The sequence below is a fragment of the Xanthomonas sp. NCPPB 1067 genome (assembly GCF_020783795.1).
Taxonomy (GTDB): Bacteria; Pseudomonadota; Gammaproteobacteria; order Xanthomonadales; family Xanthomonadaceae; genus Xanthomonas; species Xanthomonas melonis.
Genome location: NZ_JAJGQG010000010.1, coordinates 124,565 through 143,344, shown reverse-complemented (window position 1 = coordinate 143,344; position 18,780 = coordinate 124,565). Strand labels below are relative to the sequence as shown.

Below are 18,780 nucleotides of genomic sequence, written 5' to 3'. Positions count from 1 at the left end.
CTCCAACACTGCGACCGGTCGGCGTGCCGCACATCGCTCTCCACCCAAACTTTAGAGCAATGCGCAGACACAAGCGGACCTGGCCGCGACGCGGCGTCACCGATCGGCCAGACGTCGAGCCCGAGAAGTGCCCTGCAGGAGGCGGCATCGCCCTTTGGCCAGTCCACGCTGATCAGGATGGCCAGACACCTGCCAACGCCCTCGGTGGCGATACACAAACTGTCAACGATCGGGTATAAGCTGTCTTCCCGATGGAGACAGACACGCACGCAGGTGATGTGATCGTCCCCGGAGGCAGCCCTGCCCCGGTCGCGGGTAACGCTGTCGCTGCGATCCGGCAACCTCCTTCCCTGCGTCTGCTTTCGCTCGATGCGCATGGCCGCGTACTGGACTGGATCAACTGGCAGGATGCGGCCTGTCTCTACGCGCGCGATGCGGTGTCCTGGACGCTGGGCGAGCCCTGCATGCAGATCCACGGTGGCATTTCGCGGCTGACCGGCGAACGCAGCACGCTGGACCTGCACCCCATCATCGCCGCCCGCGGCCATGCGCGTTCGCGCGCGCTGGACCCCACCCCGACCTTGAGCAACACCGCGCTGTTCGCGCGCGACGCGCAGTTGTGCATGTATTGCGGCCAGCATTTCAGCCGCCCGCATCTGACCCGCGACCATGTCATGCCGGTCTCCAAGGGCGGGCGCGACAGCTGGGAAAACGTGGTCACCGCCTGCTTCCAGTGCAATTCGCGCAAGGCCAACCGCACCCCGCAGCAGGCGCATATGCCGTTGCTGGCGGTGCCGTACCGGCCAAGCTGGATCGAGCACCTGATCCTGTCCAACCGCAACATCCTGTCCGATCAGATGGCCTTCCTGCGCGCGCAGTTGCCCAAACGTTCCAAACTTTCGCTGTAGCCGCTCGCGCCCGAACGGGCCGTCAAAATCGGCCGCATCGCTCCGCCTGATCGATTCCGGCAGCCGCCCCAGCGGTTGCGGCACCACGGTGCCCACTGCGCGATCCGACCACCGGGCCGCTCGCCGATGTGCATGGCAGATCGGCGCGAACAGTGCCGATACGCGCACCCGGCCACCCCGATACCCAACGACCAGGGGGTGCGGCAGATTGCCGCAGGCGTGGGCGATCGCGGCGCAACCCAGCAATGGCGGCCCGCGCCATCATCACCGCATGCCGACAACCGAACCGGTTTGCTTGCCGGGCCTTCGCATGGGGAGGACAATGTGGTTTCAGCAGATTGACACGATGATGATCGACTCCACCCGCTATCCGCGCCTGTCGCGCATCCAGACCCCCGACGACCTGCGCCGCTTCGACGAGGCCGAACTTGCGGCGATCGCCGACGAGCTGCGCGCCTACCTCATCGAATCGGTGGGCAAGAGCGGCGGGCACTTCGCGGCCGGGCTGGGCGTGATCGAACTCACCGTGGCCCTGCACTACCTGTATCAGACCCCGGTCGATCAGCTGGTGTGGGACGTCGGGCATCAGACCTACCCGCACAAGATCCTCACCGGCCGGCGCGACCAGATCCATACGGTCAAGCAGAAGGACGGCGTGGCGCCGTTCCCCAAGCGCGAGGAGAGCATCTACGACACCTTCGGCGTCGGCCATTCGTCGACCTCGATCTCGGCCGCGCTCGGCATGGCGATCGCCGCCCAGCGCACTGGCGACGAGCGCAAGGTGGTGGCGGTGATCGGCGATGGCGCGATGACCGCCGGCATGGTCTACGAGGCGCTCAACCATGCCGGCGGCATGGATCCGGAGCCCAATCTGCTGGTGATCCTCAACGACAACCGCATGTCGATCTCCGAAGCAGTGGGCGGGCTGACCAAGATGCTGGGCCGTGCCAGCGGCAGCCGCACCCTCAACGCCATCCGCGAGGGCGGCAAGAAGATCCTCGGCGACAAGAAGAACAACCCGACTGCGCGCTTCGTGCGGCGCTGGGAAGAACACTGGAAGGGCATGTTCGTGCCGTCCACGCTGTTCGAAGAGATGGGCTTCCACTACACCGGTCCGATCGATGGCCACGACCTGCCCGGTCTGGTCAGCGCGCTCAAGACCCTGAAGACGCTCAAGGGCCCGCAGCTGCTGCACGTCATCACCACCAAGGGCAAGGGCTACGAGCTGGCCGAAGGCGACCAGATCGGCTACCACGCGGTCGGCCCCTTCGATCCGAGCAAGGGCCTGGTGGCCAAGGCCGGCGCCAGGAAGCCGACCTACACCGATGTGTTCAGCGACTGGGTCTGCGACATGGCGGCTGCCGAACCGGGCCTGCTGGTGATCACGCCGGCGATGCGCGAGGGCTCGGGCCTGGTGCGCTTCAGCAAGGAGTATCCGCAGCGCTACTTCGACGTGGCGATCGCCGAACAGCATGCGGTGACGCTGGCGGCCGGCATGGCGACCCAGGGCGCGAAACCCGTCGTGGCGATCTATTCCACCTTCCTGCAACGCGGCTACGACCAGCTGGTGCACGACGTGGCGGTACAGAAGCTGGATGTGCTGTTCGCGATCGACCGCGGCGGCGTGGTCGGCCCGGATGGCGCCACCCATGCCGGCAATCTCGACCTGAGCTTCCTGCGCTGCGTGCCGCACATGGTGGTGATGGCGCCGGCCGACGAAGCCGAATGCCGCCAGATGCTCAGCACCGGCGTGCGCTACCAAGGCCCGGCTGCGGTGCGCTACCCGCGCGGCACCGGCCCGGGCGTGGCGCTGGATGCCTCGCTGACCACCCTGCCGATCGGCAAGGCGCAGCTGCGCCATAGCGGCATGCGCGTGGCCCTGCTCGGCTTCGGCGCGACCGTGGACGCGGCCGAAGCGGTGGGCCGCGAACTCGGCCTGACCGTGGTCAACATGCGCTTCGTCAAACCGTTGGACAAGGCGATGCTGCTGGAGCTCGCCAGCACCCACGACGGCTTCGTCACCATCGAAGACAACGTGGTGGCCGGCGGCGCGGGCTCGGGCGTGTCCGAACTGCTCAATGCCGAGGGCGTGCTGATGCCGGTGCTGCACCTGGGCCTGCCGGACAGCTTCCAGCACCACGCCAGCCGCGAAGACCTGCTGGCCGAAGCCGGTATCGACCAGGCCGGCATCCGCGCCGCCGTGCTCAAGCGGTGGCCGCAGTTGATGGCCGACAGCGCGCCGCCCTTGAACGCCGCAGCGGGCTGAGCCTGGGCCGCTCCTGCCGCCAACCGATCGTTGGCGGCAGCAGGGAAACCGGCATCCACGCTGCGTGCAGGGGTTTTCGACAACTGATCCGACGGCGCATCCTGATTGACGCGTTGAACCAGGCGCCGCGCGCCTGGAGCCCGACAGCGGCCAGCAGAACGAACGCGCCATCGCCGGGTATGGACGCGGAGCATACGAACGGCTTCTGCCGATTCCGGGCATCGCCCGGCAGCGGCGTAGCGGTCTTGTCAGCTGCTCTGGTTTCCGCAATCACCGCAGCATGCCGGCACCGCAGACGATGGCCGCTTCAACCCGCCGCATCGCACGCCAAACATCTACGCTGGCAGCGCGCCGGTGTGCTCAAACGCCTCCACCAACGCCATGACACGCGCACTGGCCTGCAATGCATGCAATTCCGACTGCAGGCGGCGTACGCCCGGGCCCGGCGCGGTAGACGCCAATGCCTGGTGCAGGAGCGCCGGCAGTCCGTCCAGGTCCCGCAGCCACCAGGCCGCGCCGGCCGCCTGCAGTCGCGCCGCGTGATCGAACTGGTCGTAGTCCAACGGATACACGATCGCCGGCAGCCCCGCATCCAGGCAGGCATACAGGATGCCCGCCCCGCCGTGGTGGACCACCAGCGCGTAGCGATGCAGATGCTGCGCGTAATCCACGTATGGCAACCGTCGATAGTTGCCGTCCGCCGGTCGTCGCGGTGCGGCGGTGTCGCCATCGCTGAAGTGGAACACCGTATCGGGAAACTGCGGCGCCAACGCGCGCAGTACCGCATCCATACGCTGTTTGACCCATTGCAGGTGCGTCCCCAATGTCACCAGCACATGCCGCCGTCCGGCGACGAACGGCGGCGCCTCCACCGCCGATGGGGGCGTGCACAACTGCGGCCCGACAAAACGCAGCACGGCGGGCCAACGCCGCGCGAACTCGAACGACGGCAGCCCCAAGGCCAGGATGCAGTGCGGCGAATACACCGCTTCGCTGCCATCGCTGCGGTACAGCGCCGGCAATCCGCAGGCGCGCATCTGCCGCCGGTAGCAGACATGCAGGCTGCGCTTGAAGCCGCGCGTGAGCCGTCGCGCGAGCGCATGCCCGGCCCGCTGGCGTGCGGTGGCAGCGGGTAGCAGGCCGCCGAAGTAGGCCGGCGGGCCGTCCGCGGTTTCGATCACGCAGGGTGATGGCATGCTGGTCCACCACGCGATGCCCATCGCCTGCGCGGTCAGGCCGGCGCTGGGCAGGGTGAAGTCGGCGATCACCAGATCCGGCCGCTGCACGCGCCAACGCCTCTGCAGCGCATCTCCTACCTGGGCCATCAAGCCCAGCGCAGTGTGCAGTTGCCGACGCAGACGCAAGGGGTTGTGTCCCACCGCGTGCGGCGGATTGGCGATGTCCAGCAAGATCCGGTCGGCTTGCGCATCCAGCAGCTCCGCGCCGCGCAGCCCACAGGCCCGGATCCGCGTCTGCGCCGCCGGCGTGCTGATCACATGCACCTCATGATGTGGCGCAAGCTGGCGGGCGATGGCCAGGATCGGATGCAGGTGCCCGCTGTACGGCGGGGCGATCAGGTCAATGCGCATGCGCCCTGCCCCGCAGCGTCTGCTCGATGTCGGCGACGAAGGCCTGGCAGGCGGACAGCACAGCGGCATTGCGCAGGTAATCCATATGCCCGCATGCCGGTGCCAACTGCACCGGCCCGCGAAACAACGCGCGCGATATCCAGTCGCACCGCCCCTGCACGCTGTACAACTGCGCGAAGCTGGCCGGCGCATGGCAGACCGGACCGAACGCGAACACCGCCAGACGCGCACGCAGGTCCTGCGGCAGCTGCAGCGCGGTGAGCAGCTGCAGGCCGCAGCTACCGGCCAGCAGCACGGTCATCGGCGCCTGCGCCAGCATTGCCTGCACCCACGCGCGATCGTCCTGCGGCACGCGCGCGGCGCGCGCGGCCAGGTACTGGCGCGCGTTGGAGACGCTGGCGCGCCACAGCGGAATGCGACGGTGCGATGCCATGCCGGCACGGTACGGGTAATTGCACGTGACCAGCAGCCGGCCATCGCCCTGCAGCCGATGCAGGAAATCGCGTTGCTGCGCGCTCAACGCGCAGCTCGCCGGATCGCTCTGCCCGGTGAGGAAGGCGATCTGCAACGCAGGCGCGTCACTGCGCACGGAAGCGCCCATCGGCCAACACGCGGTAACGCCGGGTGCGCCAGGCGATGCTGCGCACGCAGGCCGCGTGCAGCAGGTGCAGCGGCTGCACGCATTCGGCCAGCACCGACAGCAGTGGGCGGTGACGCGCTGCGCCACTGGCACGCCATTGCACCAGGCACAGCAACAGCGCGCGCAGCAGCAAGGTCGCCAGCCCGCATGCGATGGACCAGCCGCTGGGCTGCACGCAGATGCCAAGCAATACGCTCACCAGCAGCACCGGCGGCAGTCCTTGCAGCACCGAGATGGCAGCGGCGGCACCGACGCGTTGACGGCGCAGCAGGATCAGCGCGAACAGCATCCATCGATGCATCTGCCGTACGTAGCTGGGCAGGTCCGGCAGGGCGGTCCGCATCGCCACCGGTGCGACGGATTGCCGGATGCGGCCGCCGCGCTCGCGCACCAGCTCGGCCACCGCCAGATCATCGGTGAGCTGCTCCAACACCCCGGCAAAACCACCCCAGGCGCGCAAGCGCTCGGTGCGCGCGGCGTAGCACATGCCGTTGATGGTCAGCGGCGCGGCGAACGGCAACCAGCCCAGATAGGTGAGCGCCGCGTTGTTGTTGACGAATTGCGCCAGGAGCCGTGCGGCCAAGCGATCGCCGTCGCGGTAGTACGGCAGCGCGGTCACCAGATCGGCGTGCTGCAGGTCGCGCAGCAACTGCGCCAACGCGGGGGCGTCCAGCTGCGCATCGTCGTCCAGGATCAGGCTGATCGGCGCCTGCACCCGCGCAAGCGCATACTCCAGCTTCCATGCCTTCGGGTTGAGATGTGGGGGCGCTGCAGGTACCTGCATGCGGCTGATGCGTAGTTGCGGATGCATCGTCACCAATGCGTCTGCCACCGCGTTGCCGGCGCGATCGTCGGCATCCAGCAACCAGAGAAAGTGTGCCTGCGGCAGCGCCTGCAGGTTGGCGGCGAGTACCTGCTGCAGGTGCGCATCGCCGCCAAGAATCGGCTGCAGGATGGCCACCTGCGCCTGCTCGCCCCACCCGGACTGCGCCAGCATCGCGCGCGCGCCACGCATCACCCATAGCGCAGCCGCCGCCTTGGTCAGGAGCAACAGCAGATACAGCGCCGCCACCGCCGACACTAAGCCCATTGCGCCGCCTGCCAGCGGACGAATGCGTCCAACCCCTCCTCCAGGCCGACACTGGGCGTTCCCAGATCGGCCAGCGTGCGCTGCGGGTTGAAGGTCTTGGAGTAAGCGAAGGCGCCCACCCCGAAGCGCGTGATCGGCGGCTCGCCGCGCAGCCGCAGTAGCCGGTACGCACCCTCCACCACGCTGGCCATGCGCAACGCGGTGCCGATGCGCAGCTCGCGTTGCGGCAATGGCAGATGCAGGCGCGCCAGCACGTCCAGTAACAGCTGCTGCAAATCCACCGGCTGCGCATTGGTCAGGTTATAGGACCGCTGCAGCCCTGGCGCGGTGGCGGCGCGGTACAGGTAATCGCACAGCGTATCGATATAGATCAGATCGCCCATCACCGGCTCGGTCTGGCCGACGAAACGCGGCAGCGCGCCCTTGCGGGCCGCGGCAATCACGCGCGGGAACAGCACCGTGTCGCCCGGTCCGAACACCGCACGCGGACGCAGTATCGCGGCCTGGCCCGGATACGCATCGAGCAGGGTTTCGCCCAGATACTTGGTGTGCGCGTAGGTATTGACGAACGCCGGGCCGATCGGACTGTCCTCGTCAAGGTCGTACTGGTGCTGCTCGCGGTAGAACACCGAGCTGGACGAGACGTACAGCAAACGCGGGCAGCCATGCCGCATGCAGAAATCGACGACATTGGCGGTGGCCTGCACATTGTGTCGATGGAACTGCGCGCGCGTTCCCCACGGCGAGGCCAGCGCAGCGGCATGGATCACCACATCCGGTCGCCAATCCAGCGCAAATGGCTGGCTCAGATCGATGCGGTGATAGCTGGGCAAGTCGCTGGCGCGGCGCCCGATGCCGTGGATTTCCACGCCAGGCGTCGCGTGAAAACGGCGCAGGAAGGCACCGCCGACGAAGCCGGATGCGCCGGTCACGAGAATCCGCAGGCTCATCGCCACTCCGGTTGATAACGATCCAGACTGGGCTGGCAGTGTGAGGGCAGGATCGCCAACTCCGGGTGCGCCTGCGACAGCTGATGCAACTGGCGCACGGTACGCTGGAACGCCGACCAATCGTGCATCAGCAAACGGGTGGGCCAGGCAGGCCATTGCAAGGCGTGCCAGGTGGCCGACGACCACACGGCATCGGCGCACAGCAGCACCTCGCGATCGTGCTGGTCGCGCAGCCATAGCCCCATCTGGCCAGGCACATGGCCTGGCAACGGGACGGCGAGCACGCTGCCATCCTCGAACAGATTGTAGGCAGCGCCCAGCCCCTGCCAGGCGCCGGTCAATGCGCGCTGCGGTGCCAGCTCGGCGAACTGCAGGCGCCGGTCGAAATCCTCGGGCAACAGCTGTGGCAGCAAGGCGCGGCGCAGGCCACCCAGGCGCGAGCAGCTGCGCATCTGCTGGTAATCCGCACGCAGGCAGATGAAACGCGCATTCGGCACGTCGCGCAGGCCGCCGATATGGTCGGCATGGAAGTGCGAAATCAGGCACCAGGCAATCTCGTCCAGCTGCACGCCACGGCGCGCCAGTTGCGCCTCCAGGGTCTGCTGCGTTGGTAGCGTCACCGGCGTGGCCCAGCGGTACAGACGCTCCGGCCACGGCTCGGTGGCGCGAAAGAAATGCGCCGCATATCCGGTGTCGTAGAGCAGTGCGCCGCGCTGCGGATGCCGGATCAGCACGCTCAAGGCCGGGAACTCGACCGCATGCCAATGTCCATCCGCGCGCACCATGCGCTCGCAATGCCGGCAATGGCCCACCCGCAGCAGTTCGAGGGAAACCCGCGGCATCATCAGTAGCGCAAGACCATGCCGCCGATGGCCAGGCCGGCGCCGGTGCCGAGCAACGCGATCAGCTCGCCACGCTGCAGCTGCCGATCGACCACCGCATGATGCAGGGCGTGCGGCAGCGAAGCGGCTACCTGGTTGCCGGTGCCCTGCAGAATGCGCACCACCTGGTCGGCAGGCAGCCCGAGCGTCTGCACGACATGATCCAGTCCGCTCCCGGAGGCCTGATGCGGCACCAGCCAGCGCAGCGCGGTCGGCGCGATCCCCGCCTCGTCCAGCAGCTGCGTCCAGAATGCCGGCAGGTGCCGTGCCGCAAAGCGATAGGCGCCGCGGCCGTCCATCTGGAACACGCGCGACGCCCGGGGCGTGCTTGCATGGGCATGCGGCGCACGGGTGCCGCCGCCATCGATGCGGCACAGGTCTGCGCCGCTGCCGTAGCTGGCAAGGCGACTGCACAACAGTGCCGACGTCTCATCGGCGGCGCTGCGCCCTACCACCACGGCTGCGGCGCCATCGCCGAACAATCCGGCGGTGGCCGGTACGGCATCGTCCAGACCGGCCGATGCCACTTCGCTGGAGACGATCAGTACACGCCGATAGCGGCCCAGCGCCAGCGCATCGGCGGCCATCTCCAATGCGACCAGGAAGCTCAGGCAGGTGGCATTGACATCGAATGCGGGGATGCCGGAATCGCCCAGCCCCAGCGCACGCTGGATCAACACCGCCTGACAGGGAATCGGTTGTTCCATCACGGCGCAAGCGGAGATCAGGCAATCGATCTGGCTGCCTTCGAGCCTAGCGTTCGCCAGCGCCTGGCGCGCCGCAGCGGCCCCCATCGACGACGCGGTTTCGCCCTCCCCCACATAGTGACGGGTGAACACGCCCACACGGCTGGCAGTGGTTCCGGCCGGCAATTGCCAACGCGCGTCCAGTTGATGCGAGGTGACTTCCCGCGCCGGGACATGACGTCCGGTGCCCAGGATGCGCAGCGGCAGTGCGTTCAACACGGCGTTCCCATTCGACAAGGCGCGCAGCATACCGTGACTGCAACCACCGTCCTAACCGGTCGGCCCGCGCTCCACCGTCCTGCGCATGCGCCCCGCACCGCGCCACAGCGCCGTCCGGGTGCACCGCCAGCACCTTGCACGGGCTCGGCTCCCGCAACCTGGGCGACGCGCCGGATCAGACGATCAAGGCGCCTCCACCGCATAGCCCAGCGCCTGCAGGCGGGCCAGATAGCCATCGGTTGCGGTCAGCCGACTGATCGGCAGCACCGCGAAGGTGCTGCGATTGCGTTGCAACGCGGTGGTGGCGATGCTCAACCAATGCTCGCGCATGCGCCGCTCCAGATCGTCGATGCCGCGCTTTCTGGCCGCACCGGAACTGGCCATCGCACTCATGCACGCGGCCTGCGGATCTTCGCGCGGCAGCTGGCGCAGCGCCTCGATATCGCCGACCGACCAGGCGTTGGCACGCTCGACCATGGTGGGCAGGTCGCGCTCCACCGTCACCAGGATGCTGCGGAAACACGCGGTGTCGTCCATGCCGCCGGCACGGAATTCCTTGAGCGCCTGGCGTGGATCCTTGACCTTGTAGTCCAGCGCCGTGGGCGTGGGCTTGATGCCCGCACGCTTGGCTGCGCGCTCCACCACCGACCAGATCACCGGCGCGCGGGCCAGGCCGGAACGTTTGATCGCTGCCTGGTACAACTCGCCGGCCGCCAGCATCGGGCGCTTGCGTTCCACGCCGCGATCCCTGCCCAGGTAACGCGCCTTGGCCACGCTCCACCGCGCATACAGGTCGGCCGGCAACACCTCGCTCAGTTCGCGGCCGTCCTCGTTCTTCATCGCCTTCATCGCCGACGGCAACAGGGCCAGCTTTCCGAACAGGCCCAGATCCGCATCGACCTGGACGGTTGGCGCCATCAATACCTGCTGGGACTGCCCGATGATGGTTTCCACCTCGGTCGACCGCCATTGCAACCGCTTGGGCAATGGCGACACCGTGCCGAGAATCCACAGCACATGCTCGCCCTTGCTCACCTTCCATAGCCCGGGTCCGGGCTGCTCGCCACGGACGACCATCGCCTCCAGATCGACCACCGGCGGCATCGCCCCGCCCGCGTGCGGCGGCGTCTCGCTGGCGCTCGCCAGCAACGACGCCAGCATCAAGCCCGCCCCCCATACCGCTGCCCTGTGTCGCATCGCGCATCGCCCCCTGGTTTGAGCGGACATTACGTGAAGCGCAGCATCATCGCGTTAGGGAAGCGTTCGGTCGCACACTCTCAGCGCGGGACCAGCGTTGCCAGGTGCGCTGCCAGCGGCGACGCCGCATCGAGCAGCGCAAAACCTTCCCAGACGAAACCCGGCGCCACCGTGCACCCCACCAGGGTGAACTCACCCAGCGGGCGCGCCGCCTGCCAGTGCCCTGCAGGCACGACGTGCATCGGCTGGCCCCGTTCGGCGGCATCCAGGATCACACGCTGCAGCTGTCCACAGATTTCATCGTAGACCAGCAACTCCAGCGCATCGCCCTGCTGCCAGTGCCAGCTTTCGTCCGCGTCCACCCGGTGCCAGGCACTGCATTCGCCGGCACCGAGCAGGAAGCGGATCGCGGTCAGCGCCGGACGCAGCCGACCGTGGTCGTCAACCTGGCGGGCCGAGGTGTACACGCGACGGAAATACCCGCCCTCCGGATGTGGCGACAGTTCAAGCGAACGAATGAGGGCAGCGGCGGTCGGATGCATCGGCGCATGGTAGCGCCAGCCGGCGCGCATCAGGGCAGATGCTTGCCCGCGCGCAGGCAGGTACGGAAGAACACCAGCAGATCCCAGCTGTAACGCTTGAGCAGGCGGCGCGGCTCGTTGAGCAACCGGTACATCCATTCCAGATGCAGCCTGCGCACCCAATCGGGCGCCCGTTTGGCGGTGCCGGAAAGGAAGTCGAGCAACGCCCCGACCCCGAACACCAACGGCACACGCAGCGCGTGGCTATGGTCGAGGATCCAGCGTTCCTGCAGCGGATTGCCGAACGCCACCAGCAAGACGTCTGCGCCGGAGCGGTTGATGCGCTCGGCAAGCCCCTCGCCGGCGGCGGCGAACTCCCCATACCCATCGCAGATGCCGACCACCTGCTGCCCCAGGGTGTCGGTCAAGCTGGCCGCAGCGGTCTTGCCGACGCCGGGCCGGCCGCCCAACAGAAAGAATTTGAGCGGGTGCGCGCTCTGCCGGCACAGATACGGGATCAGGTCGGTGCCATTGAGATTGCCGGCAAAGCGGCGGCCATGGATCAGGCGTGCCGCCAGATCCATGCCGATGCCGTCGTTGACGATACGCACGCTGGGCTCGCGCATGCGCATGCGCAGCCCCTGGCACTGCACCACGAAATTGGTGTTGGCGAAGAACACCCGACGCGGTTGCTGCGCGGCCAGGGCATGGAACAGGTCCAGCGCAAACGCCTCCTGGGTCGTGGACATCACCGCAAAGCCGCCCAGCGGTATCACCACGCCCGCTGGCGCCGCCTGCCCGGCCGCCGTGGTCGTCTCCACATCCATCCCCTGGCTCTGCATCGTCGGATCACCAAAGATCGTAAGGGAACGCCGCCAGCAAACCGGCCTGCAACGCCTGCACGTCGAAGCTGCCGTTGCCGCCCAACTGCAGACACTCTTCCACGCTATTGCCGGAATGCCACTGAGTGCGCCCGGTACCGTAGTAGTAGTCGTCGTACTTGAAGCGGTCTTCGCCGTTACCCCAATCCAGGTACACCGCCGGAATGCCATAGGCCTCGGCGAGGATCAACCCGTGCAGCGAACTGCTGACGACCAGTTCCGCGCCAAGCAACTGGCTCATGAAGGTCGCCGGCTTGACGTTGGGGAACACCAGATGCTCGGCATACGCGCTGTACTTTTCGACCGGCTCGTTGAAATGCGGCACGATGGCCAACGAACGCTTCTGCACCTGGCCCAGCGCCTCGGCCGGGAAGAACATCGGCGTCAGTAATCCGGGATCGCCATAGACCTCCGGCACCGCGATGCCGCGCTCCAACAGGAACTGCCGGGTCTTGGGGCCGCGAACCGCACGTACATCGAGCGTGCTGAAGGCATTGCGCTCGGCCGGGATCTTGCCGTTGATCCCGCTGCCCCACACGGTGTCGCCATCCTTGGCGAAGTGCAGCACCGAGCCGATCGCGATCAGCTTCCTGCTCAGATCACGCTTTTCGAGCAACGTCTTGTCCTGCAGCGACAACACGCAGGACACGATCACCTTGGACAGGTGGTCCCCCATATTCACGCCCGCGTTTTTCGGCTGCCACCAGAACAATGCACGGCGCTCGGCATGTTCTACCCATTTCTGCAGCAAAGCGTTGGCCATTACAAAGGGTCTCCTCAAACGAAAGAAAGGTGCGTCGCTTCAATGCGAAAGCGCAGCCTCCGTGGAAGCATGCGTAGCCGATCCGGCCTGCTGCGGGTACAAACGCGTCTCCGGATACGCGGCCGGGTCCAGCACGCGGTCGGTGGTATCGGCCCAGTTCAAGCACTGGCGGTAACGCACGTGCGGCGCCTCCAATGCCTGTCTCAGCGCAGCGACGATCGAATCGGCATCGCCCGGGGTATAGCCAAAGCGCGACTGATACGGCCCGACCACCGCATTCGGGCACACCGCAGGTAATCCGAAGAAGTCGTACTGCAACAGCTTCATCGAGCTGTCGGCCAGGTACGCCGGCACCTGTTCGGAGGCATAAGGCGCGATACCGAAGCGGGCGTGCTTGATGTAACCGATGGTCTCGGCGTGCTTCATTTCGCCATACACCACCACGTTGTCGCCGTAGCCGGGATGGCGCCCCATGCCGGAGCCGATGACGTGGAAGGTGACCTGCGGAAACGCCTTGCTGGCGACCACGAAGAACTCCGGATCGAACAACATCGAACCAACCGCAACGGCGTGAATGCCATCGCCGTACGGCGATGGATCACCCAGCTGATCCAGGTTGTGATCCACCCCATGACCGACGTGATAGACGTTGTCGCGGCTCGCCACTTCCTCGGCCATTGCCGGGGACACCAGCGCGATCACATCCAGCGTCGGCGCCATCCGGTCGAACTCGCGTTCGATATAGGACGCCACATTGATCGTACTCAGGCCATCGGAAGCGCGATACACCAACTTGGCCGACGGGTTGACGCGCTTGGCCAAGGCGATGAAAGCCACCGCAATGCCGCTCTCGAACACGATCACGTCGGCCTCGCGCATCCAATCCAGCAGCTGACGCGGGGGATGCGCCGCATACCAGCGAAACATCGCGTCCTCGGCCGCACGCAGCCAGCTCCGCCGTGTATTGAACGGATGCACCGTGGTGCGCCAGAGATAGCAGTCGACGCCTTTGTGCGTGACCACGCGATTGGCTGTCTCGTCCAACGGTAGACGCATATCCCCCTTCATGCGCGACAGTCTGCTGTAACGCAGCGAAAAAAAACGCGTCGTACCGCGCAATGCGAGTTGATCGGTGATGAAGTGGATGTTGGCGCGGCGCGGCGTGCGGTAATCGTGTGCGGACAAGACCAGATAGCAGGGCCGGCGAATGCCGGAAGCGGCGGCGGGTGTGTCGCTCATGGGCCGTGTCCTATGAATGAGTGAGAGGGAGCATGCATCACTGCTGGCGAAGGCGATGTCGATCTCATCGGCGTGCCTTGGCCTGGGACAACAGTTTGCGAATGTTGAGGATGGAGATCACGTCGCGGCGGAACGCTGGCCAGATGCCCAACGCCAACAGGCATGCCGCGGCCATGACCGCCGCGCCAACGGACAACTGCTGCCACAACGGGCCGCCGACGGAGATCGAGGCGTAGTAGGCGCAGGTGCCAGCCAGGCCATAGGCCACCATCGCGCGGACCGCATTGACAAACAATGCACCTACCGGCGTGTCGGAGATCCGGCCCACCCAGATCAGCGACAGCGGCCAGGTCACCAGCAGCCCCAACGAATACCCCACTGCAACGCCCATCGCGCCCCAGCGCGAGCCGAGGAAGATGCAGCCGATCAACACCAGGCGGCTGACCAGCGAGAACAGCAACTGCTGCCGCATCAGGCCGCGGGCAAGAAACACCCAGTAAGTGGCGTAGGACGCGGTCTGGAAGATCCCGCCCAGGGTCAGCACCTGGAACAGCGGCACCGCCTCGCGCCATTGCTCGCCCAATACCAGCACGATCAACGGCATCGCCAACGCACAGGCGAAGGCAAACATGGCGAAGATCAGGTGCACCATCACCGTCTGACCGCGCAGCAGGAACGCACCGAAACGCTCGCGATCGTCCTGAAGCTGCGACAGCACCGGCAAGGCCACGCTCGTCGCCGGCGCATTGATCTGGTTCAAGGGCATCATCAACAGTTGGAACGCGCGGTTGTACAGGCCCAGCGCATCCGGTCCTGCGCGCCAACCGATGATCACCTGCCCGACGTTACGGCTGGCATATCCCAACAACTGCGCGGCCATCAGGTTCCATCCGAAGCTCATGAAGTCGCGCATCGGCGCGGAACGCTGATAGCGACCCGGCAACCAGCGCGCGCAGCCCGCAGCGATCACCAGGTTGACCGCTGCCTGCACCACCTGCTGCACCACCAGTGCCCAGTATCCCCACCCCAGCAACGCAGCAGCCACCGCGGCCGCCAGGCCCAGGACCTGCGAACCCACGTCGCTCAGGGCCACCTGTCCGAAGCGCAGCCCGCGACTCAGGTGCGCGCGGTACTGCGTGGTCATGCCGTTGATCAGGAACGTCACGGCCAGCGCCTGCGAGATCGTGACGAGCGCCGGCTCCTTGTAGAAGTTGGCGATCAGCTGCGCCGACGCGAAGACGCCGACCGACAGCAGCAGCCCGATGCCGCTGTTGATCCAGAACAGGTTGTCGCGCTGCGCACGACTGACCTGTTTGGCTTGCACCGCCGCGGCGGACAGGCCGAAATCGCGCAGGATCTCCGCAGCCCCGACGATCGCCGTGACCATCGCCATCAAGCCATAGTCGTATGGCGTCAACAGGCGCGCCAACAGGATGATGCCGCCGAACTGCACCACCATCTTGACCGACTGGCCCAGCATCGTCACCGCCGCACCTCCGGCGGCACGCGAGCCCAGGCTCCGCTGCGGTGGCGCGGGAGGCGGCGTCGTAGGGATGTCCGCAGTCACGGCGCAACATCTCCATCCTTGCCCAGCGCTTCCAGATAGGTGCGGTAATGCAGTTGCCCGATCCGCGGCCAATCGCGCTGCGACAGATCCGGCGCAGCGCCACGCGGTGCGGCACGCACCCGGTCCAGGATGCCGCCCAGCAAGCTCGCGTCGAATTCGTCCTCGTACAGGAACACCCAGCCCGGCCCCACTTCCTCGGCGATGGCGGCGTTCGACTCGCTCCATGGCGCCAACACCGGCCGCGCCAGCGACAGCGCCAACAACAGCGTTCCGGAGTTGTGCATCTGCCGATACGGCAACACCACCAGCTCGGCCTCGCTCACTTCGTGCGCCAGCACCGGCTCTTCCACATAAGCGAGCAATGCACCGATGCGCCGATCCTGCACGCAGGCATGTTCGACCAGGCTGCGCATGTGCGGCGTAGCGGGGTTGCCCACGATGCGCAGACTCAACCGCGGATCGTCCACCTGGCGCATCACTTCCAGCAGCGTCTCCACCCCCTTGTACGGGCGAATCAGACCGAAATGCAGCAACCGCCCGGGCACGGTGGTGCCCTGCGCCATCGTCGCGAACCAGTCGCGGTAATGGCCATGCAGAATGGTGTCGGTAAACGGCGGTCGCGGCGGCGTGGTCGCATTGATGCGGATCCAGCGCCGGGTCAGCCGATCGATCCAGCCCAGCAAGGCGCGTTCGCGCCAACCGCGATCCTCGTGCGGCGCCAGATTGTGCAAGGTGCGTACGATCGGCGTACCGGTGAGCTGCAACTTGAGCAGCAACAGGGCCGCACAGACCTGCTTGGCCAGGGTGCCTGCCGCACTGGGATGCCGCAGCAGATACTCCGGCCAATGCAGATGCAGCACGTCATAGCGCGACAGCAAGGCATCGCGCATCGAGAAGAAGCGCAGCTGCACCGCATCCGGCAGCGCCGCGTAGAGCTGGGTCAGGTAAGGATTGGTATTGGCGTTGGGCTTCTCGGTGGAGAACAGCACGGTGAGATGCGGCGCCTGCGCCACTGCCCTCTTCGCCGTCGATGCAGGCTCGCTCATCGCCGCGTCTCCTGCGGACGCGGCGTGCCCAGCGCAGCGTGATACTCCTCCACGTAGCGCCTCACCACGTGTTTCCAGTCGTACCGGCTCACATACGCCATTGAGGCAGCGCGGCGCGTGGCGAAGTCGATGTCCGCTGCCAGCGCCAGCGCCTGCACCTGATCGGCGGCCGCCTCGATCCGCTCGCGATTGACCACCACACCCTGCCCCGATTCGGTGGCCAGGCGCACGAAAGGTGGAATGTCACTCAGGATCGGAATCAGGCCAGCGCTCATTGCCTCGACCGCAGCGATACCGAAGCCCTCGTGCCGCGACAGGCAAACGAAGAACTGTGCCTGCTGCATCAGCGCACGCAACTGCTCCTGCGACGGCGACATGCTCAGTTGCACCTTGTCCTGCAGACCGCGCTCGGCAATCGCCTTGCGCAGATCCGCCTCGTTCAGATCGTATTCGCGGCCGGCAACGATCAGGCGCCACTGCGGATCGCGTGCAAGCGCGGCCTGCAACAGCTCCAGGGTTTCGATCAGTCCCTTGTTCACCGACCAGCGACCGAAATACAGCATGGTCCGCCCGGGAGCCGAAGCGCCCTGCCCGGCATACTTCTCCACGTCCACGCCGTTCTCGATCACCCGCAGACGGGACGGCGCCACGACCTTGGCGAACAGATCGCCATCGTTCTCGCTGGTCGCAATCACCCGCGCGTACGCGAGAGCCGAGGCACGGGTCAGGGTCTGGAACCAGAGCTGCTTCAGGCGCGATGCGTAGGCGGTATGGAAGAACCCGCCATGGGTGGAGACCACCATCGGTTTGCCGTGCAGCGGCTTGGTCAGTGCGAGGTAGTCGTAGAAGAAGTCGATGCCGTGCAGGTGCACCAGATCGGCGGAACCGATGGCGCTCAACACCGAAGGCGCCAGTGGATACCGCGACGAACCACGGTAGCCGATCCGCCGAATCGGCAGGCCCTGGTGGACGTCCTGCGACGCGAGCCGTGCCCCTGGATCGGTGAAGACCCGATCCAGGGTGACGATTTCCACCGCATCGGCACTGATGGCCCGATGCTGCCGAGCCACGTTGAGGACGACCTCCTCCATACCTCCGATCGAAGGATGGAATTGGCGGACGACATGCACCACTTTCATTGACACCACTCTCCTGTGCCGGCGGCGCACGCGCCACCGCAGCTGATGATCCCGGAACCCGTCATCGACCCTTCAACCCCAACATCCAGGGCGCCACCCGCACCAGCACTGCACGCATCGGCACCGCGGCAGCGATCGCCACAACGCTCAATCCCATTGCCCATCCAGGCGTACCGATCAGGCTGCGATCGATCACGCCACTGCGCACCACTACACTGGTGATCACCAGAAAAACCAGCGTATGCGTGCATAGAATCAGCAAGGTGTTGGTGCCGATCCACTGCACCCAGCGCCAATCCCGCAGGAAATACGCAAGGCACACGGCCATTGCCGTGCCGAGCAGGCTGACCAGCAGGAACAACCCGGCCGAGTGACCAAATTGCAGGCGATTGACGTCTACCTGTCCATTCGTGACAGCCAGCAACGACCACGCGGCGATCGTCAGCAGCAACGCTATCGCCCATGCCACTGCGCCTAGCGAGCGCAAGGTGTCGGCGAAGCGCGACAACCAGCCACCCGCGGCGAGGAAGAACAAGGCGATCGGCAGGACGTCCAATGCGAACGGCAAGCGCAGCTGCTGCGCGGGAAACCAGCCAGCCCAGGCCAACGCCACCGGCAGGCTCAGCGCAGCCACCGCCGCAGCGCTCAACCGCGCACGCAAAGCGAGATAGGCCAGACTGGCGACGAACAACGCCGGCAGGAACCACAATGCCGGCAGCACATACAAACGTGCCCCATTGGCCCACACCAGGCCGGAGAACGGGTCCCACCACGCAGGCGCTCCCGGTTGCTGCAACGCGCCGTTCATCACCGCCGTCAGCAGCCACAGCGCGTACGCCACCAGAAAGAACGCCAGGTACGGGATCAGCAAGGTGCGCACCAGCTTCCCGACCGTGGCCAGGTTCAGCGCGCGCCGACCGAAACGCTCCCCGACCCAACCCGACAGCACGAAGAACAACGGTACATGGAAACTGTAGGCGAACAGCTTGTACGCCGGCGGCATGCCGCTGGCATGCCCCAGCACCACCAGCACGATGGCCACCGCCTTGGCCGCATCGATCTGCAGGTCGCGCACCGACGCAGATATCGCCCGCGCGGCAGCGCCATTGCCGGCGACAGAGAACGGCGCGGCCCTCAT

Annotated in this window: 17 protein-coding genes; 2 read left to right on the top strand and 15 right to left on the bottom strand. The window is 66.5% G+C overall.

Annotated elements, in window-relative coordinates:
• Positions 1 to 251 precede the first annotated feature (251 nt).
• Both LL962_RS10365 and dxs read left to right on the top strand, forming a co-directional pair.
• Positions 252 to 908 carry an HNH endonuclease gene (locus tag LL962_RS10365; RefSeq protein ID WP_104587548.1) on the top strand — a complete coding sequence of 219 codons (657 nt, stop codon included), beginning with the start codon at positions 252 to 254 and terminating at the stop codon, positions 906 to 908.
• A gap of 349 nt (positions 909 to 1,257) precedes the next feature.
• On the top strand, positions 1,258 to 3,174 hold the full coding sequence (gene dxs, locus LL962_RS10360) for a 1-deoxy-D-xylulose-5-phosphate synthase (protein ID WP_228316835.1): 1,917 nt from the start codon (positions 1,258 to 1,260) through the stop codon (positions 3,172 to 3,174).
• A 335-nt stretch (positions 3,175 to 3,509) separates the two neighbouring features.
• Here dxs and LL962_RS10355 read toward each other — a convergent pair whose 3' ends face one another.
• From LL962_RS10355 to LL962_RS10285, 15 genes are all read right to left on the bottom strand, one after another.
• Positions 3,510 to 4,763, bottom strand: coding sequence for a glycosyltransferase (locus tag LL962_RS10355; protein ID WP_228316827.1), 1,254 nt, complete (start codon positions 4,761 to 4,763; stop codon positions 3,510 to 3,512).
• Positions 4,753 to 5,364, bottom strand: a complete 612-nt coding sequence (locus tag LL962_RS10350) for a hypothetical protein (RefSeq protein WP_228316826.1) — start codon at positions 5,362 to 5,364, stop codon at positions 4,753 to 4,755. The genes LL962_RS10355 and LL962_RS10350 overlap by 11 nt, the downstream gene beginning before the upstream one ends.
• Positions 5,342 to 6,493: a glycosyltransferase gene (locus LL962_RS10345; protein WP_228316825.1), complete on the bottom strand. Its 1,152-nt coding sequence runs from the start codon at positions 6,491 to 6,493 to the stop codon at positions 5,342 to 5,344. The genes LL962_RS10350 and LL962_RS10345 overlap by 23 nt, the downstream gene beginning before the upstream one ends.
• Complete coding sequence (locus LL962_RS10340; RefSeq protein ID WP_228316824.1) at positions 6,484 to 7,443, bottom strand: NAD-dependent epimerase/dehydratase family protein; 960 nt, start codon at positions 7,441 to 7,443, stop codon at positions 6,484 to 6,486. Before LL962_RS10340 ends, LL962_RS10345 begins: the two co-directional genes overlap by 10 nt.
• Positions 7,440 to 8,288: an MBL fold metallo-hydrolase gene (locus tag LL962_RS10335; RefSeq protein WP_228316823.1), complete on the bottom strand. Its 849-nt coding sequence runs from the start codon at positions 8,286 to 8,288 to the stop codon at positions 7,440 to 7,442. Before LL962_RS10335 ends, LL962_RS10340 begins: the two co-directional genes overlap by 4 nt.
• The gene (locus tag LL962_RS10330; protein WP_228316822.1) at positions 8,288 to 9,319 is read right to left on the bottom strand and encodes a 3-oxoacyl-[acyl-carrier-protein] synthase III C-terminal domain-containing protein; all 1,032 of its coding nucleotides are present in this window, start codon (positions 9,317 to 9,319) and stop codon (positions 8,288 to 8,290) included. Before LL962_RS10330 ends, LL962_RS10335 begins: the two co-directional genes overlap by 1 nt.
• A gap of 153 nt (positions 9,320 to 9,472) precedes the next feature.
• Positions 9,473 to 10,486, bottom strand: a complete 1,014-nt coding sequence (locus LL962_RS10325; RefSeq protein ID WP_104587554.1) for a TraB/GumN family protein — start codon at positions 10,484 to 10,486, stop codon at positions 9,473 to 9,475.
• 80 nt (positions 10,487 to 10,566) lie between these two features.
• Positions 10,567 to 11,028, bottom strand: coding sequence for a cupin domain-containing protein (locus LL962_RS10320; RefSeq protein ID WP_104587647.1), 462 nt, complete (start codon positions 11,026 to 11,028; stop codon positions 10,567 to 10,569).
• Between the two features lie 29 nt (positions 11,029 to 11,057).
• Positions 11,058 to 11,849 (bottom strand): WecB/TagA/CpsF family glycosyltransferase, encoded by a 792-nt coding sequence (locus tag LL962_RS10315; RefSeq protein WP_104587555.1) that lies wholly within the window; start codon positions 11,847 to 11,849, stop codon positions 11,058 to 11,060.
• A gap of 7 nt (positions 11,850 to 11,856) precedes the next feature.
• A complete protein-coding gene (locus LL962_RS10310; protein ID WP_104587556.1) occupies positions 11,857 to 12,651 on the bottom strand; it encodes a polysaccharide pyruvyl transferase family protein in 795 nt (264 codons plus the stop codon).
• Between the two features lie 39 nt (positions 12,652 to 12,690).
• Positions 12,691 to 13,890: a GumK N-terminal domain-containing glycosyltransferase gene (locus LL962_RS10305; protein WP_104587557.1), complete on the bottom strand. Its 1,200-nt coding sequence runs from the start codon at positions 13,888 to 13,890 to the stop codon at positions 12,691 to 12,693.
• Between the two features lie 64 nt (positions 13,891 to 13,954).
• Positions 13,955 to 15,457, bottom strand: coding sequence for a lipopolysaccharide biosynthesis protein (locus tag LL962_RS10300; protein WP_228316821.1), 1,503 nt, complete (start codon positions 15,455 to 15,457; stop codon positions 13,955 to 13,957).
• A complete protein-coding gene (locus tag LL962_RS10295; RefSeq protein ID WP_228316820.1) occupies positions 15,454 to 16,503 on the bottom strand; it encodes a glycosyltransferase in 1,050 nt (349 codons plus the stop codon). Before LL962_RS10295 ends, LL962_RS10300 begins: the two co-directional genes overlap by 4 nt.
• Positions 16,500 to 17,642, bottom strand: coding sequence for a glycosyltransferase family 4 protein (locus LL962_RS10290; protein WP_228316819.1), 1,143 nt, complete (start codon positions 17,640 to 17,642; stop codon positions 16,500 to 16,502). The genes LL962_RS10295 and LL962_RS10290 overlap by 4 nt, the downstream gene beginning before the upstream one ends.
• Positions 17,643 to 17,703: 61 nt before the next feature.
• The gene (locus tag LL962_RS10285) at positions 17,704 to 18,780 is read right to left on the bottom strand and encodes an acyltransferase family protein (RefSeq protein ID WP_228316818.1); all 1,077 of its coding nucleotides are present in this window, start codon (positions 18,778 to 18,780) and stop codon (positions 17,704 to 17,706) included.